Genomic DNA, 16,484 nt, shown 5'->3' on the forward strand with positions numbered 1-16,484 from the left:
CTCAACCTTTTGAGCACCTTTATGCTGGCAACCCTCACTCTTAAACAGAAAATACTGGCCACGGTCACCCTGGCCGTGGTCGTCTCCTGCCTGCTGGTAGGCTACTTCAGTCAACGCTCGGCCCAGCAACTGATCGAAAACCGGATGTTCGAGCAGGAGCTCCCCAACCTGACCCAGCGGATCAGCAAGGAGATTGAACAGGATCTCCACGGCATCGCCCAGGCCGCCCGCCAACTGGCCACCGACCGCTTCATCCTCGACTGGGTGGATCGGGGCATGCCCAAAGAGCAGGAGCCAATACTCATCAACCAGCTCAAGGATGTGGCCAACCAGTATGGTCTGGTGACCGCCTCCTTCGCCGATCGCCAGACCGCAGCCTACTACAACCAGGATGGCTTTCTGCGCAACCTGACCCCCACGCAAGATGCCTGGTTCTATGACTACACCAAGAGCCAGAAGGAGATGACCCTCAGCATCTTCCGCGAGAGCAACGGCGAGGTGAAGCTGTTCGTCAACTTCCAGCAGCTCAACGGGCGTGGGCTGGCGGGCTTTGCCAAATCCCTCGACACCATGGTGACCATGGTCTCCAACTTCCGGCTGGAAGAGAGCGGCATCGTCTTTATGGTCGATGGCAGCGGCAAGGTGAAGCTGCACCCCGAGGCTAATCGCATCGAGCGTGACACACTTGGCAACATTGCCAGCGGTGATACCGGCAGCCTGCTGGCCAAACGCCCCTTTGCCGTTATCAACGCCGAGGTAAATGGCGAGCCCATGGTACTGGCCAGCAGCTATATCCCGCTGCTCGACTGGTATCTGGTGGCCCAGGTGCCAGAAGCCGAGATCTATGCCGAGCTGGATCAGACCCGCAACGAGATCCTGATGATCTCGCTGGTGATTGCGCTCGCCATGGGGCTGATGGGGATGCTGCTGGCAGGCTCGGTCAGCCGCCCGCTCAACGAGCTGGCTCGCCTGTTCAAGGAGCTGGGCAGCGGCGATGGGGATCTCACCCAGCGCCTCAAGGTGGAAGGACGTGACGAACTGAGTCAGGTCGCCACCGGCTTCAACAACTTCGTCGCCAAGATCCACGGCTCCATCGAGCAGGTGGCGGAGAACTCCCGCCAGCTCGCGGCCACCGCCAACGAGGTGGCCAACAAGGCGCAGCTGACCCAGCATAACTGTACTGCCCAGCGTGACCGCACCGTGCAGGTGGCCACCGCCATCCACGAAATGGGGGCCACGGTGAGCGAGATCGCCGGTAACGCCTCGCTGGCAGCCGAAGTCGCCAGACAGGCCAACGATCAGGCCGATGCGGGTGCGGTAGTGGTGGCGCAGGCGCGCCACGGCATCGTCGACCTCTCCGGCGAGATTGAGCAGGTGGCAGTGGTTATCGAGTCGCTGGCGAGCCAGACCGACTCCATCGGCAGCATCCTCGAAACCATCCGCAGCATCTCGGAGCAGACCAACCTGCTGGCACTGAACGCCGCCATCGAGGCCGCTCGCGCCGGTGAACAGGGTCGCGGTTTCGCCGTGGTGGCAGATGAGGTGCGCAATCTGGCCAACCGCTCCGCCGCCTCGACCGCCGAGATCCAGGGGATGATCAACCGCTTGCAGGAGCAGAGTGCCCGTGCGGTCAGCGCCATGGCACAGGGGCGTAACCAGAGTCTGGAGGTGGTGAGCCAGGCCGATGAGGCCAACGCCGCCCTCGACCAGATCACCGCCCACATCACCCAGATCAGCGACATGAACATCCAGGTCGCCACCGCCACCGAGGAACAGTCCAGCGTGGTCGGCGAGATCAACCGCAACGTGGAAGATATCAACCAGCTCACCATGGAGACCGCCGATATCGCCCACCAGCTGACCGAGTCCAGCCGCAGCCTGCAGCAGCTCTCCGGTCAGCTGGACAAGCTGGTTGGCAGCTTCCGGCTCTGACCCCGACCTTGGCCTTGACCTAAGCCATCAACAACAGAGAGCGCCGTGGCGCTCTCTGTTGTTTTGGTGGCGACTAATCCGGCATAGCCGTCAGCACTTGCCATCCCGTTTGCGCTGATACATCAGCTCATCCGCGCGGGTGAGCAGCTCGGCCAGGGAGACACAGCCGTGCCCGTCATAGCAGACAATCCCGGTGCTGCAGGTCAGCGCATAGCCGCAACCACTGTGCTGATTGTGCTCGGCCAACATGGCATTGAAACGCTCATAGGCCAGTTGCGCCTGCGCCTCCACCACATTGGGCAACAGGACGGCGAACTCATCGCCGCCCATACGGGCAAACACATCGGCGCCACGAAAAGCCTGCTTGAGCAGAGTGGCAAAGGCGATCAGGGCCCGATCCCCTTCTGCATGCCCCCACCGATCGTTGATCCCCTTGAAGCCATTGAGATCCAGATAGAGCAGCGCCAGTGGCATCTGCAAGCGACTGGCCAGCGAGAGGCTCTTCTCCGCCAGCATCACGAACCCGCGCCGATTGGAGATCAGGGTCAACTCATCAATGGTGGCCAGCTGCACCGCTTCGAGCTCCCGCACCACCATCGCCGCCAGATCCTTGAGCAGTCCCACATCCTCCTCACTCAATTCCCGTGGCACCGTATCGATGATGCAGAGCGTCCCCAATTTGCAGCCGTTGGCGATCCGCAGTGGCTGTCCGGCATAGAAGCGGATGCCGGGCCCGCCCACCACCAGCGGATTGTCGGCAAAGCGGGGATCCTGCGAAGCATCCGGCACGATAAAGGTCTCATTGCCCATGATGGCGTGGCCACAGAACGAAATGTCCCGGGCGGTCTCGCGGACCTCCAGTCCGATACAGGATTTGAACCACTGGCGATCTTCATCCACCAGACTCACCAGCGCGATGGGGACATTGAACACCCGTCGGGCCATGCGGGTCAGCCGGTCAAACCGCTCCTCGGCCTCGGAATCGAGCAAAGAGAGCCGCCGCAGGGTCTCCAGCCGCAATGCCTCATCGGGTGGAATGGGTGCTTCTAGCATCGTGCCTCTCTCATCAGTGCCAAAACCTATCTTTAGCATATTGGGCTTTGTCGAAGTCGGAGCAGCAAGGAGAAAACAAAAAGCCGCTCATTCGAGCGGCTTTTTAGACAAGCGGGGAAGAAAATTACTTTTTCTTCTTGGCCTTGGCGTTCGGCAGGTCGGTGATGGAGCCTTCGAACACTTCGGCAGCCAGCCCCACGGACTCGTGCAGAGTCGGGTGAGCGTGGATGGTCAGCGCGATATCTTCGGCGTCAGCACCCATTTCGATGGCCAGACCGATTTCACCCAGCAGTTCACCGCCGTTGGTACCGACGATGGCACCACCGATGACGCGGCCGCTCTCCTTGTCGAAGATCAGCTTGGTCATACCGTCGGAGCAGTCGGACGCGATGGCGCGGCCGGAAGCAGCCCACGGGAAGGTGGCGACTTCGAAGTTCAGGCCCTGTTGCTTGGCTTCCTTCTCGGTCAGACCAACCCATGCCATCTCTGGCTCGGTGTAGGCGATGGACGGGATCACTTTCGGGTCGAAGTAGTGCTTCTTGCCGGCGATCACTTCGGCGGCAACGTGACCTTCGTGAACACCTTTGTGTGCCAGCATCGGCTGGCCAACGATGTCACCGATGGCGTGGATGTGAGCCACGTTGGTACGCAGCTGCTTGTCCACCTCGATGAAACCGCGCTCGGTCACAGCAACGCCTGCCTTCTCGGCATCCAGCATCTTGCCGTTCGGCACACGGCCTACGGCAACCAGCACGTTGTCGTAACGAACCGGCTCGGCCGGGGCGTGCTTGCCTTCATAGGAGACGTACAGGCCGTCTTCACGGGCTTCAACTGCGGTGACCTTGGTCTCCAGCATGATGTTGAATTTCTTGGCGACGCGCTTGGTGTAAATCTTGACGATGTCTTTGTCGGCAGCCGGAACCAGCTGGTCGGCAAATTCCACCACGTCGATCTCGGAACCCAGAGAGGAGTAAACGGTACCCATCTCCAGACCGATGATGCCGCCACCGATAACCAGCAGTTTGCCGGGAACGGTTTTCAGCTCCAGCGCATCGGTAGAGTCCCATACGCGGGGATCATCGTGCGGGATGAACGGCAGTTTCACCGGACGGGAACCGGCCGCGATGATGGCGTTGTCGAAGGTCACGGTAGTCTTGCCGTCTGCACCTTCCACTTCAAGGGTGTTCGGGCCGGTAAATTTACCCAAGCCGTTAACAACCTGAACTTTACGCATCTTGGCCATGCCAGCCAGACCGCCGGTCAGCTGGTTGATAACCTTCTCTTTCCACAGACGGATCTTGTCGATGTCGGTCTGCGGTGCACCGAAGACGATGCCGTGCTCGGCCAGCGCCTTGGCTTCTTCAATCACTTTGGCAACGTGCAGCAACGCCTTGGAGGGGATGCAGCCCACGTTCAGGCAGACGCCACCCAGGGTGGAGTAACGCTCGACGATAATAGTATCCAGACCCAGATCGGCTGCACGGAAAGCAGCGGAATAACCGGCAGGGCCAGCACCCAGTACTACGACCTGGGTTTTGATTTCTTTACTCATCATGACCTCTTTGTCGTTCTTATATCCCCGGACAGCGCAGTCTTATACCGAAACGGGTGGCTGCAGCCGTGAAAAAAACGGGGCAAGTTTACGATCATGTTAATGAAATGAGAAGTAAAAAGGGCAGGCTCTGGGCCCGCCCTCTCACTTACAGGACCAGTCGACGAATGTCGGACAGCACGCCGTTCATGGTGGTGATGAAGCGAGCCCCATCGGCACCATCGATCACGCGGTGGTCGTAGCTCAGAGCCAGCGGCAGCATCAGGCGCGGCGCGAACTCTTTGCCGTTCCACTTCGGCTTCATCTCGGACTTGGAGACACCGAGGATGGCCACTTCCGGCGCGTTGACGATCGGGGTAAAGCTGGTACCGCCGATGCCACCCAGGCTGGAGATGGTGAAGCAACCGCCCTGCATGTCGGAAGCGGTCAGCTTGCCGGCACGGGCCTTCTTGGAGATCTCGGCCAGATCGCGAGACAGCTCCATGATGCCCTTCTTGTTAACATCGCGCACCACGGGCACAACCAGACCGTTGGGGGTATCTACCGCCACACCGATGTGGATGTACTTCTTCATGATCAGCTTGCTGCCATCTTCGGACAGGGAGCTGCAGAAGCGCGGGTGAGCTTCCAGCGCCTTGGCGGCGGCTTTCAGGATGAACACCAGCGGGGTGATCTTCACGTCTGCCTTCTGCTTCTCGAGCATCGCGTTCTGCTCTTTGCGGAACGCTTCCAGCTCGGTGGTATCGGCTTCATCGAACTGGGTGACATGAGGGATCATGACCCAGTTGCGGTGCAGGTTCGGACCAGAGATCTTCTGGATGCGGGTCAGCTCGACCTCTTCCACATCACCGAACTTGCTGAAGTCTACTTTCGGCCACGGCAGAACGCCCAGACCGTTGCCACCGGCTACGCCGGCAGAAGCAGGAGCGGACTCGGCACGCTTGATGGCATCCTTCACGTAGGCTTGCACGTCTTCTTTGACGATACGGCCCTTGCGACCGGAGGCTTTCACCTTGGCCAGGTTGACGCCGAACTCGCGCGCCAGACGGCGTACCGCAGGAGAGGCGTGTACATAAGCGTCGTTGGCAACGAAATCGGTCGCAGCGGCAGCCGCCTGGGCAACCGGAGCCGGAGCCGCGGCAACAGGGGCTGCAGCGACCGGGGCGGCAGCTTGAGCAACCGGCGCGGCGGCAGGAGCAGCGCCAGCCACTTCAAAGACCATGATCAGGGAACCGGTGGAGACCTTGTCACCCGCCTTCACCTTGATCTCTTTGACCACACCGGCGAACGGCGCAGGCACTTCCATGGAGGCCTTGTCACCTTCCACGGCGATCAGGGACTGGTCGGCTTCAACCTTGTCACCCACGGCAACCATGATCTCGGTGACTTCCACTTCGTCGCCACCGATATCCGGTACGTTGACCTCTTTGGCAGCAGCGGCAACCGGGGCAGCAGCCACGGGCGCGGCAGCTTGAGCCGGAGCAGCAACGGCAGCAGGCGCAGCGCCAGCCACTTCAAAGACCATCACCAGGGAACCGGTAGAGACCTTGGCGCCAGCGGCAACCTTGATCTCGACTACGCGGCCTGCAAACGGTGCCGGTACTTCCATGGAGGCCTTGTCACCTTCCACGGCGATGATGGACTGGTCGGCTTCAACCATGTCGCCCACGGCAACCATGATTTCAGTCACGTCCACTTCGTCGTCACCGATGTCCGGTACGTGCACATCTTTGCGCACGGCAGCGGCAGGTGCGGCGGCCGGAGCAGCAGCAACCGGAGCAGCCACTTCAGCAGGGGCGGCAGCGCCTTCGGCTTCGAAGATCATGATCTGGGAACCGGTGGCAACCTTGTCGCCCACCTTGATCAGGATCTCTTTAACGATACCGGCAGACGGGGCCGGTACTTCCATGGAGGCCTTGTCGCCTTCTACCGCGATGATGGACTGGTCCAGCTCGACCTTGTCACCCACGGCCACCATGATCTCGGTGACTTCAACTTCATCGGCGCCGATATCCGGCACCATAATCTGTTTGGACATTGTGCTTTATCCTCTTGCGTCGATCCGCGTGACTGGCTGATGCCGCCACGCACATCTCGCGTTAACCGTTTTAAACCCTGGCAGGGTCGCGCCGCATGACGGCGCGACCCTTGATCCACTTACGCGTACAGCGGGTTGACCTTGTCGGCATCGATGCCGTACTTGGCGATGGCGTCGGCCACAACCTGCTTGTCTACCTCGCCGCGCTTGGCCAGTTCGGTCAGAGCAGCAACCACCACGTAGAACTCGTTCACTTCGAAGTGACGACGCAGGTTGGCACGGCTGTCGGAACGGCCGTAACCGTCGGTACCCAGCACGCGGTAGTTCTCGGTCGGAACGAAGGCGCGAACCTGATCGGCGAAGGACTTCATGTAGTCGGTCGCAGCGATGGTGGCTTCGGAACCCAGTACCTGAGCGATGTACGGTACGCGAGCATCGGCAGTCGGGTGCAGCATGTTCCAGCGATCCGCGTCCTGACCGTCACGGGCCAGCTCGTTGAAGGAGGTGACGCTGAACACATCGGAACCGATGCCATACTCGCTGGCCAGGATCTGGGCAGCCTTGCGCACGTGACCCAGGATGGAACCACAACCCAGCAGCTGAACTTTCGCCTTGGCACCGGCTACGGATTCCAGCTTGTAGATACCCTTGCGGATGCCTTCCTCGGCGCCTTCCGGCATGGCCGGCATGGCGTAGTTCTCGTTCAGGGTGGTGATGTAGTAGAACACGTTCTCCGGGTTCTCACCGTACATGCGGCGCAGGCCGTCCTGTACGATCACCGCCACTTCATAGGCGTAGGACGGATCGTAGGAGATGCAGTTCGGGATGGTGTTCGCCAGGATGTGGCTGTGACCATCTTCGTGCTGCAGACCTTCGCCGTTCAGGGTAGTACGACCGGAGGTCGCCCCCAGCAGGAAGCCACGGGCTTGCTGGTCACCGGCTGCCCACGCCATGTCGCCGATCCGCTGGAAGCCGAACATGGAGTAGTAGATGTAGAACGGGATCATCGGGCAGTCGTTGGTGCTGTAAGAGGTCGCAGCAGCCAGCCAGGAGGACATGGCGCCCAGCTCGTTGATACCGTCTTGCAGAACCTGACCCTGCTTGTCTTCCTTGTAGTAGGAGACGATGTCGCGGTCTTGCGGGGTGTACTGCTGACCGTGCGGGCTGTAGATACCGATCTGGCGGAACAGACCTTCCATACCGAAGGTACGGGCTTCGTCAGCCAGGATCGGAACGATGCGCTTGCCGATGGACTTGTCTTTCAGCATCACGTTCAGGGAACGCACGAACGCCATGGTGGTGGAGATTTCGCGCGCCTGCTCACCCAGCAGCGGGCCGAAGGCATCCAGTGCCGGAATTTCCAGCTTGGTGGTGCTTTCGCGCAGACGGGTCGGCACATAGCCTTTCAGGGCAGTGCGACGGTCGTGCAGGTATTTGTGCTCGGCAGAACCAGCTTCGATCTTCAAGTAAGGCAGATCGGCCAGCTGCTCGTCGGCCACCGGCAGGTTGAAGCGGTCACGCAGGTGACGCACGGAGTCCAGCTCCATCTTCTTGACCTGGTGAGCGATGTTCTTGCCTTCAGCCGCTTCACCCATGCCGTAACCCTTGATGGTCTTGGCCAGAATAACGGTCGGCTTGCCCTTGGTCTGGGTCGCCTTGTTGAACGCGGCGAACAGTTTGCGAGGATCGTGACCACCGCGGTTCAGGGCGAAGATCTCCTCGTCGGTCATATCTTTGACCAGCGCGGCAGTTTCCGGATAACGATTGAAGAAGTGCTCGCGGATGTAGCCACCGTCGCGGGACTTCATGGTCTGGTAGTCACCGTCCACGGTCTCGTTCATCAACTGGATCAGTTTGCCGGAAGTATCTTTCTTCAGCAGCTCATCCCACTTGCGACCCCAGATAACCTTGGTGACATCCCAACCGGCGCCAGCGAACAGGCCTTCCAGCTCGTTGATGACCTTGCCGTTACCGACAACCGGACCATCCAGACGCTGCAGGTTGCAGTTGACCACGAACACCAGGTTGTCGAGCTTTTCACGCACGGCAACAGTCAGGGCACCTTTGGCTTCCGGCTCGTCCATCTCGCCGTCACCTAGGAAGGCGTAAACGGTCTGCTCGGAGCAATCCTTGATGCCACGGTCGGTCAGGTACTTCAGGAAGCGAGCCTGATAGATGGCGGCGATGGGGCCCAGACCCATGGAGACGGTCGGGAACTGCCAGAAGTCCGGCATCAGTTTCGGGTGCGGATAGGAAGGGATACCCTTGCCATCCACTTCCTGACGGAAGTTGTCCAACTGTTCTTCGGTCAGACGACCTTCAGCGAAGGCGCGAGCATAGATGCCCGGGGAGATGTGACCCTGGAAGTAAACCAGATCGCCACCATCCTTCTCATTGCGAGCACGGAAGAAGTGGTTGAAGCAGACATCATAGATGGTCGCAGAAGAAGCGAAGGAAGACATGTGACCACCCAGGTCTAGGTCTTTCTTGGACGCGCGCAGCACGATCATCATGGCGTTCCAGCGGATGATGGCGCGAATGCGGCGTTCCATCTCCAGATCACCCGGGTAGTCCGGCTCATCGCTGGACGGGATGGTGTTGATGTAATCGCGATTTGCCTTGGCAGCCACGTCCACACCGCTTACGCGGGCTTTCTCGGCCAACTGTTCAAGGATGAACTGAGCGCGTTGCGGACCCTCTTCACGCAGCAGGGATTCCAGAGAGGCAAGCCACTCCAGCGTTTCTATCGGGTCCACATCGTTCTTCAGGATATCAGACATGGCTGGTTCCTATGTTGTTGTGATTGCACGGCATTGCACGGCGAAGGGCGCAAGCATTCGACAATAGAGCCTTGTGGGATTAGTTTTCCTGCTGACGGATCCGACGCATGGATCGCTGGATCCGGCTGTCTTCCCTCTGCATATCCAACAAGGTGTCCTCGATAAAGGCCAGATGCTCATGACAAGCTGTTCTGGCCCGCTCCGGAGCCCCCGAAAGAATAGCCTCGATCAGATTCGCGCGATGGCGACGTATCTTGGCTACCACTCCCGGGCGGCGATTCAAAATCTCGTTATTCTGCAGAATGTTCTGCTCGAGCATCGGGCTCATGGCCCGCAGCAGGTGCAGCAGCACCACATTGTGGGACGCCTCGGCCACCGCCAGATAGAACTGGGTCACGGCTGCCGATTCGGCCACCAGCGAGCCCAGCTGGCCCGCCTCTTCGATGGTGGTTTGCACCTGACGAATGCGCTCGAAATCAGAGCCGGTTCCCCGCAAGGCCGCGTAGTAGGCACAGATGCCTTCCAGCGCGTGGCGAAACTCCAGCAGGTCATACTGGGCTTCCGGGTGGGTACTGAGCAGTTCGAACAGAGGATCGGCGATCCCCTTGCTCAGGGCATTCTGCACATAAGTGCCGCCGCCCTGACGGCGATAAAGCAATCCGCGCGCTTCCAGTCGCTGGATGGCTTCGCGCAGGGAGGGGCGCGACACCTGAAACTGGATGGCGAGTTCCCGCTCGGGAGGCAATTTCTGCCCCGGCTGCAGGCTGCCTTCCAGAATCATCTGTTCCAGCTCGGCGACAATGGAGTCGGCCAACTTGGGTTGCGTAATCTTGCGATAGGGCATGAGGCTACTTTGTTAAATTGGTATTACCAATTTTATGGATGGGGCGAAAATTAGCAGAGGCCTTTTGAAAAGTCCACTCAAAAGATGATCTGAGTCAAGAATCACCCCCACCACTTAAGGGGTAAAGCAGGGGAAACATGATTTAGCTCATAGAAAATGGTCTGACCAATATTCTTGACCACGCTCACAAATAACATTTGCGCAACCAGAGACAAAAATGGCCTGCCAGATAGGCAAGCCATTGATTTTAAAATCCAAACTAAATTTGAATATTTACTTTAGCTGTTTAGTAGTTGCCGGTAGTAATCCCACTGGAAACTGGCTCCGGGATCCGTCTTGCGCCCAGGCGCGATATCGCAATGGCCGACAATTTTTTCGTGGGTGATGGCCGGATAGCGCTCCGAGATAGCTCGAGTGAGCCCTGCCAATGCCCGGTATTGAGCCTCGGTGTAGGGGATTTCGTCAGTCCCTTCCAGCTCGATGCCGATGGAGAAGTCATTGCACGCCTCCCTCCCCTGCCAGCTCGATACTCCCGCATGCCAGGCGCGCGCGCCGAACGGCACATACTGCACCAGCTCGCCATCACGGCGGATCAGGCAATGAGCCGAAACCCGCAGCTGATGGATACCGGCAAAATAGGGGTGAGCCTCGGGGTCGAGTCGCCCCATAAAGAGATCGTCGATAAAGGGGCCACCAAACTCCCCCGGCGGCAGGCTGATGCCATGCACCACCAGCAGGGAGATATCGTCCGGCGCGGCCCGTTCGTTGTGATGGGGAGAAGGCACCCGGCGCGCCTGCTGGCACCAGCCAGCGGCATCGATAGAGAAACAAGGTTGTGAAGCGAGTTGAGTCATCGGCTACTCGAAATGGCTGATAAATGGCGAGAAAACGAAGATACCTGATAGGCAACCCGACACCAACTCACTGAATCAAAGGGAAATGGTATGTTAGGCTGAGTCATCTTCCGCTCGATATGGATGGGGTATGCAGCACACAGCACGCTGGATGTGGTTACTGGCCTGGCTCTCTTTGATGGGCCTGCTGACCCTCTATTTTCACTCCCGCAACCAACCAAGCGTCACCGCCAGCGGCGAGCTGTTGCTGCGGGCCGACCAGAGCGGCCACTATCGTCTGGAGGGTGCCATCAACGGCCAGCCGGTGCAACTGCTGCTCGATACCGGCGCCACCCGGATCACCATCCCGCAGCAGGTTGCCGAGCAGCTCGGCCTGACCGCTCACGGCAGCAGCCAGGTCAATACCGCCGCGGGGCAGATCCGGGTCGGCAACGGCACCATCGAAACGCTGGCGATGGGGCCATTGACCTTGTACGATCTGGCCATCTTTATCAATCCGGCGGCAGACGGTGACGAAGTGCTGGTTGGCATGAACGCCCTCGGTCGGCTGGAGCTGGTTCAAAAGGAGCGGCAACTGCTGCTCAGACCCTTGCAGGAATAAGGCATGTTTCAACAGGATGTCAGCCGCGCCGTGCGCGCCGCACTACTCGAAGATCTGGGCGATGCCCTCACCACGCTGGACCAACCGGACGCCAGCGCCGATATCACCGCCCAGCTGATCCCGGCGGATCGGATGGCCAGCGCCCGGGTCATCACCCGTGAGGCCGGTGTGTTCTGCGGCCAACCTTGGGTGGATGAAGTCTTCCTGCAACTGAAGGCCCAGCTCGGTGGCGAAGTGAAGGTGGAGTGGCTGGTGCAGGATGGCGAAGTGCTCTCCCCCAATCAGGAGCTATTCCGCCTCCATGGCCCAGCCCGCCTGCTGCTGACCGGCGAGCGCAATGCGCTGAACTTTGTCCAGACCCTCTCCGGTGTCGCCACCCTCACCGCCCGCTATGTGGCAGAACTGGAAGGCACTGATTGTCGTCTGCTTGACACCCGCAAGACCATACCGGGGCTGCGCACCGCCCAGAAGTACGCGGTCACCTGTGGCGGCGGCAAGAATCACCGCATCGGCCTCTACGACGCCTATCTCATCAAAGAGAACCATATCCTCGCCTGCGGCGGCATTGCCGAGGCGATTAATGAGGCTCGTCATCTCAATCCGGGCAAACCGGTAGAGGTGGAAGTGGAATCACTGGCAGAGCTGGAACAGGCGCTGGCGGCAAAGGCCGATATCGTGATGCTCGACAACTTCGACGTGACCATGATGCGGGAAGCGGTCGCCATCAATCAGGGCCGCGCCAAGCTGGAGGTCTCCGGCAATGTGACCCTCGACACTCTGGCCGAGTTTGCCGCCACCGGCGTCGATTTTATCTCGGTCGGGGCGCTCACCAAGCATGTGCGGGCGCTCGATCTCTCCATGCGCTTTATCCAGCAGTGAGATTCCCCCCTCAGGCCTGAGCAAATACTCGACCTAACCGGATAAACAACTTGCAAAAGGCGCCATAGGCGCCTTTTCTTTATGCAGGATCCCTCAGCAAAGGAGTGTAATGACGGCCCCGCTTTCACCCGTAACAAAGAGTCATAAGAAGCCACTTATTTTATGACTCGCATCAAGTTTTTGGTAAATGACATGAAAGTGGTTAACAAAGGCAGCAATCTCTGTTGCCACCCCTGACAGCTCGGATAAGATACTGACGTTCGGACGATTTTCTACCGACACTTCCCAGGAACCAAGGATAAAAGGATATTTCAAATGAAGAAACAATCGGGTTTTACCCTTATTGAACTGATGATCGTGGTCGCAATCGTGGCCATTCTGGCGGCGGTAGCACTGCCTGCGTATCAGAACTACACCAAAAAAGCCAAGATGACAGAGTTGGTGGCTGCTACTGGTGCACTAAAAACCCAAGTAGAAGTATGCCTCCAAAGCTATGGTCTCACTAGCTGTAATAACGGTTCAAATGGAATGCCAAGTACTGCAGCAGCAACTTTAGGTAATGTTGTTGTTACTTATACCGGCGCAGCTGCGGCAAATGATGTAATTACTATTGAGGCCAAACCTAATTCCACAAACCTATCTCCCCTGACAGCTAATGATAAGTTTTTCTTAAAAGCATCTGCAGCACTTCCCTTGGTATGGGTCAAATCTTGTGACCTTGATGGTGCTGATGACACATCATACTGCCCATAATGACCTCTAGCCCTAATAGCGGCCTGGCGTTAAGCCTGGCCGCCTCTTCACTGATCAGCGAAGAGGACTCCCAGCGCTATCTGAGCCAAGCCAAGGCCCAGCGCAAGCCCTTTGTGACATTTCTGATAGAAAACGAGATCCTCGACAGCAAGGCGCTCGCCGATTTTTGCGAGCTGGAGTATGGGGTACCTCTGCTGGATCTTGCCGCCTTCGATTTGGCCGAGATCCCGCAGAAGTACCTCAATCAGAAGCTGATTGAGAAACACCACGTCCTGCCCATCTACACCCAGGGCCACACCCTCTATATCGCCATGTCGGATCCGACCAATGTCTCGGCGTTGGAGGACTTTGGCTTCAGCTTCGGCCTTCATACCGAAGCGCTGCTGGTGGAGGAGAACAAGCTCACTGCCGCCATCAGCAAGCTGCTGGAGAGCGAAAATGACGCCCTCGGCATGGAGGATATCGACGAATCCGAAATTTCGGATCTCGAAGTCTCCGACGATAACAGCCGGCTGGACGAGAGCGTCAATACTGCCGATGACGATGCTCCCATCGTCAAGTACATCAACAAGATCCTGATGGACGCCATCAAGCGTGGTGCCTCCGACCTGCATTTCGAGCCCTATGAGTTCAAGTATCGGGTGCGCTTTCGCATCGATGGCATTCTGCATGAGATCGCCACACCGCCGGTTAACCTCTCCAACCGCTTCTCCGCTCGCCTCAAGGTGATGGCGCGGCTCGATATCGCCGAGCGGCGGCTGCCGCAGGATGGCCGCATCAAGTTGAAGCTGTCGCGCAACAAGTCGATGGATATGCGGGTCAACACCCTGCCCACTATGTGGGGGGAGAAGATCGTTATCCGTCTGCTCGACTCCTCGGCGGCACGCCTCAATATCGAGCAACTCGGCTTTGATGACCGGCAGAAGGCGCAGTACCTGCGCGCCCTCTCCAAACCGCAGGGGATGATCCTGGTGACCGGCCCCACCGGCTCGGGCAAAACGGTCTCGCTCTATACCGGCCTCAATATTCTCAACACCACCGAGGTAAACATCTCCACCGCTGAAGATCCGGTGGAGATCAACCTGCCCGGCGTCAATCAGGTGCAGGTCAATCCCAAGGCGGGGCTCACCTTCGCCAGCGCCCTGCGCTCCTTCTTGCGGCAAGACCCGGATGTGGTGATGGTGGGGGAAATTCGCGATCTCGAAACCGCCGAGATCGCCATCAAGGCGGCCCAGACCGGCCACCTGGTGCTCTCCACCCTGCATACCAACTCCGCCGCTGAGACCCTGACCCGGATGATGAACATGGGGGTTCCGGCCTTCAACATCGCCTCCTCGGTGACCCTGATCATGGCCCAGCGGTTGGCCCGTAAACTGTGCGACCACTGCAAGGCGCCGGAAGTGGTACCGGAAGCCGAACTGCTGGAGCTGGGCTTTACGCCGCAGCAGCTGGCAGCCGGGCTGCGACTGTTCAAACCGGTCGGTTGCAAGGAGTGTTCCGGCGGCTATAAGGGACGGGTCGGCATCTACGAAATCATGTTGATGTCAGAGAACATCGCCAAATTGATCATGCAGGGCGCAAACTCCCTGCAAATCGCCGCTATCGCGCAGAAAGAGGGGATGCGTACCCTGCGTACCTCGGGGCTGGAGAAGGCCCGGCTCGGGGTCACCAGTCTGGCCGAGGTCAACCGGGTCACCACCAACTGATCCATGTGGCGGAACGACCCGCCGGTTTGGTTGGCACAAAGCATCATTCACCCACAAACTCGCTATGGATGACAACCCGAGCGACAGAATAATCAGGTATTAAAGTGACCGGGCTGGCGCCAAGAAGGTACCACCCACCCTATCAGTACCCCGCAGGCATCAAGCCAGTCGGGCACCTTGACCAGGTTGGTGACGTGCGGAGTCCGACTCTGACAACCAACCCCATTGCAGGATGCAAAGATGGCAACCCTAACGAAAAAGAACAATGCCCCCAAGAAAGTCTTCGCCTTCCGCTGGCACGGGGTAAACCGCAAGGGGCAGAAGGTCTCCGGCGAGCTGCAGGCCGACAGCATCAACACCGTCAAGACAGAACTGCGCAAGCAGGGGGTCAACGTCACCAAGGTAGCCAAGAAATCCCAGGGGATCTTCTCCAAGGGCGGCGCCAAGATCAAACCGATGGATATCGCCATCGTCTCACGCCAAATAACTACCATGCTCTCCGCCGGTGTACCGCTGGTGCAGAGCCTGCAGATTATCGCCCGCAGCCACGAGAAAGCCTCGATGCGCGAGCTGATGGGGCAGATTGCCGCCGATGTGGAGACCGGTACCCCCATGTCGGAAGCGCTGCGTCGCCATCCCCTCTACTTTGACGATCTCTATTGCGATCTGGTGGAAGCCGGTGAGCAATCCGGTGCGCTGGAGACCATCTACGACCGTATCGCCACCTATCGGGAAAAGTCGGAAGCGCTCAAGTCGAAGATCAAGAAGGCGATGTTTTATCCCACCATGGTCATTCTGGTCGCCATCGTGGTCACCTCCATCCTGCTGCTGTTCGTCATTCCGCAGTTCGAGGATATCTTCAAGAGCTTTGGTGCCGAGCTGCCGGTGTTCACCCAGTTTGTTATCGGCATCTCCCGCTTTATGCAGAACTGGTGGTATGTCTTCTTTGGTGGCACCGCCCTTGGCATCTTCCTCTATGTGCGGGCCTGGCGGGCCTCCCAGAAGGTGAAAGACAATACCGACAAGTTCGTCCTCACCATTCCGGTAGTCGGGATGATCCTGCACAAGGCGGCCATGGCCCGCTTTGCCCGCACCCTGTCTACTACCTTCTCCGCCGGTATCCCGCTGGTGGATGCGCTGATTTCGGCGGCAGGGGCCTCCGGCAACTATGTCTATCGCACCGCCGTCATGGCGATCCGTAATGAGGTGGTGGCCGGCATGCAGATCAACGTGGCGATGCGCACCGTCGATCTCTTCCCCGACATGGTGATCCAGATGGTGATGATCGGTGAGGAGTCCGGTGCCATCGATGATATGCTCTCCAAGGTCGCCACCATCTTCGAACAGGAGGTGGATGATCTGGTCGATGGCCTCACCAGCCTGCTGGAACCCCTCATCATGGTGGTGCTCGGGGTGCTGGTCGGCGGCATGGTTATCGCCATGTACCTGCCCATCTTCAAGCTTGGCGACGTGGTAGGCTGATTCATCAGGG

At 58.9% G+C, this 16,484-nt stretch carries 12 protein-coding genes; 6 read left to right on the forward strand and 6 right to left on the reverse strand.

Annotated elements, in window-relative coordinates; genetic code table 11:
* Positions 1-21 precede the first annotated feature (21 nt).
* On the forward strand, positions 22-1,932 hold the full coding sequence (locus OKB77_RS08545; RefSeq protein WP_123174100.1) for a methyl-accepting chemotaxis protein: 1,911 nt from the start codon (positions 22-24) through the stop codon (positions 1,930-1,932).
* 90 nt (positions 1,933-2,022) lie between these two features.
* On the opposite strand, the gene OKB77_RS08550 is transcribed toward OKB77_RS08545, so the two are convergent.
* From OKB77_RS08550 to ampD, 6 genes are all read right to left on the reverse strand, one after another.
* A complete protein-coding gene (locus tag OKB77_RS08550) occupies positions 2,023-2,985 on the reverse strand; it encodes a GGDEF domain-containing protein (protein ID WP_123172243.1) in 963 nt (320 codons plus the stop codon).
* A 124-nt stretch (positions 2,986-3,109) separates the two neighbouring features.
* Complete coding sequence (lpdA, locus tag OKB77_RS08555; protein WP_005336123.1) at positions 3,110-4,537, reverse strand: dihydrolipoyl dehydrogenase; 1,428 nt, start codon at positions 4,535-4,537, stop codon at positions 3,110-3,112.
* Positions 4,538-4,685: 148 nt separating this feature from the next.
* Positions 4,686-6,575: a pyruvate dehydrogenase complex dihydrolipoyllysine-residue acetyltransferase gene (aceF, locus tag OKB77_RS08560; protein ID WP_167571389.1), complete on the reverse strand. Its 1,890-nt coding sequence runs from the start codon at positions 6,573-6,575 to the stop codon at positions 4,686-4,688.
* Between the two features lie 119 nt (positions 6,576-6,694).
* Positions 6,695-9,355 carry a pyruvate dehydrogenase (acetyl-transferring), homodimeric type gene (aceE, locus tag OKB77_RS08565; RefSeq protein ID WP_005356612.1) on the reverse strand — a complete coding sequence of 887 codons (2,661 nt, stop codon included), beginning with the start codon at positions 9,353-9,355 and terminating at the stop codon, positions 6,695-6,697.
* Between the two features lie 79 nt (positions 9,356-9,434).
* Complete coding sequence (gene pdhR / locus OKB77_RS08570) at positions 9,435-10,199, reverse strand: pyruvate dehydrogenase complex transcriptional repressor PdhR (RefSeq protein ID WP_005336127.1); 765 nt, start codon at positions 10,197-10,199, stop codon at positions 9,435-9,437.
* A 278-nt stretch (positions 10,200-10,477) separates the two neighbouring features.
* Positions 10,478-11,053 carry a 1,6-anhydro-N-acetylmuramyl-L-alanine amidase AmpD gene (ampD, locus tag OKB77_RS08575; RefSeq protein WP_069554218.1) on the reverse strand — a complete coding sequence of 192 codons (576 nt, stop codon included), beginning with the start codon at positions 11,051-11,053 and terminating at the stop codon, positions 10,478-10,480.
* A 130-nt stretch (positions 11,054-11,183) separates the two neighbouring features.
* On the opposite strand from ampD, the gene OKB77_RS08580 reads away from it, so the two are divergent.
* The 5 genes from OKB77_RS08580 to OKB77_RS08600 all read left to right on the forward strand — a co-directional run bounded on the left by OKB77_RS08580 (position 11,184) and on the right by OKB77_RS08600 (position 16,474).
* Positions 11,184-11,654 (forward strand): retropepsin-like aspartic protease family protein, encoded by a 471-nt coding sequence (locus tag OKB77_RS08580; RefSeq protein ID WP_270817413.1) that lies wholly within the window; start codon positions 11,184-11,186, stop codon positions 11,652-11,654.
* A gap of 3 nt (positions 11,655-11,657) precedes the next feature.
* Positions 11,658-12,533: a carboxylating nicotinate-nucleotide diphosphorylase gene (nadC, locus tag OKB77_RS08585; RefSeq protein WP_013723414.1), complete on the forward strand. Its 876-nt coding sequence runs from the start codon at positions 11,658-11,660 to the stop codon at positions 12,531-12,533.
* Positions 12,534-12,848: 315 nt separating this feature from the next.
* Positions 12,849-13,286, forward strand: coding sequence for a pilin (locus tag OKB77_RS08590; RefSeq protein WP_270817414.1), 438 nt, complete (start codon positions 12,849-12,851; stop codon positions 13,284-13,286).
* A complete protein-coding gene (tapB, locus tag OKB77_RS08595) occupies positions 13,277-14,992 on the forward strand; it encodes a PilB family type IVa pilus assembly ATPase TapB (protein ID WP_270817497.1) in 1,716 nt (571 codons plus the stop codon). Before OKB77_RS08590 ends, tapB begins: the two co-directional genes overlap by 10 nt.
* 240 nt (positions 14,993-15,232) lie before the next feature.
* Positions 15,233-16,474: a type II secretion system F family protein gene (locus OKB77_RS08600; RefSeq protein WP_159162802.1), complete on the forward strand. Its 1,242-nt coding sequence runs from the start codon at positions 15,233-15,235 to the stop codon at positions 16,472-16,474.
* Positions 16,475-16,484: the final 10 nt, after the last annotated feature.

Source organism: Aeromonas sp. Y318-3, from assembly GCF_027706185.1.
Lineage (GTDB): Bacteria > Pseudomonadota > Gammaproteobacteria > Enterobacterales > Aeromonadaceae > Aeromonas > Aeromonas veronii.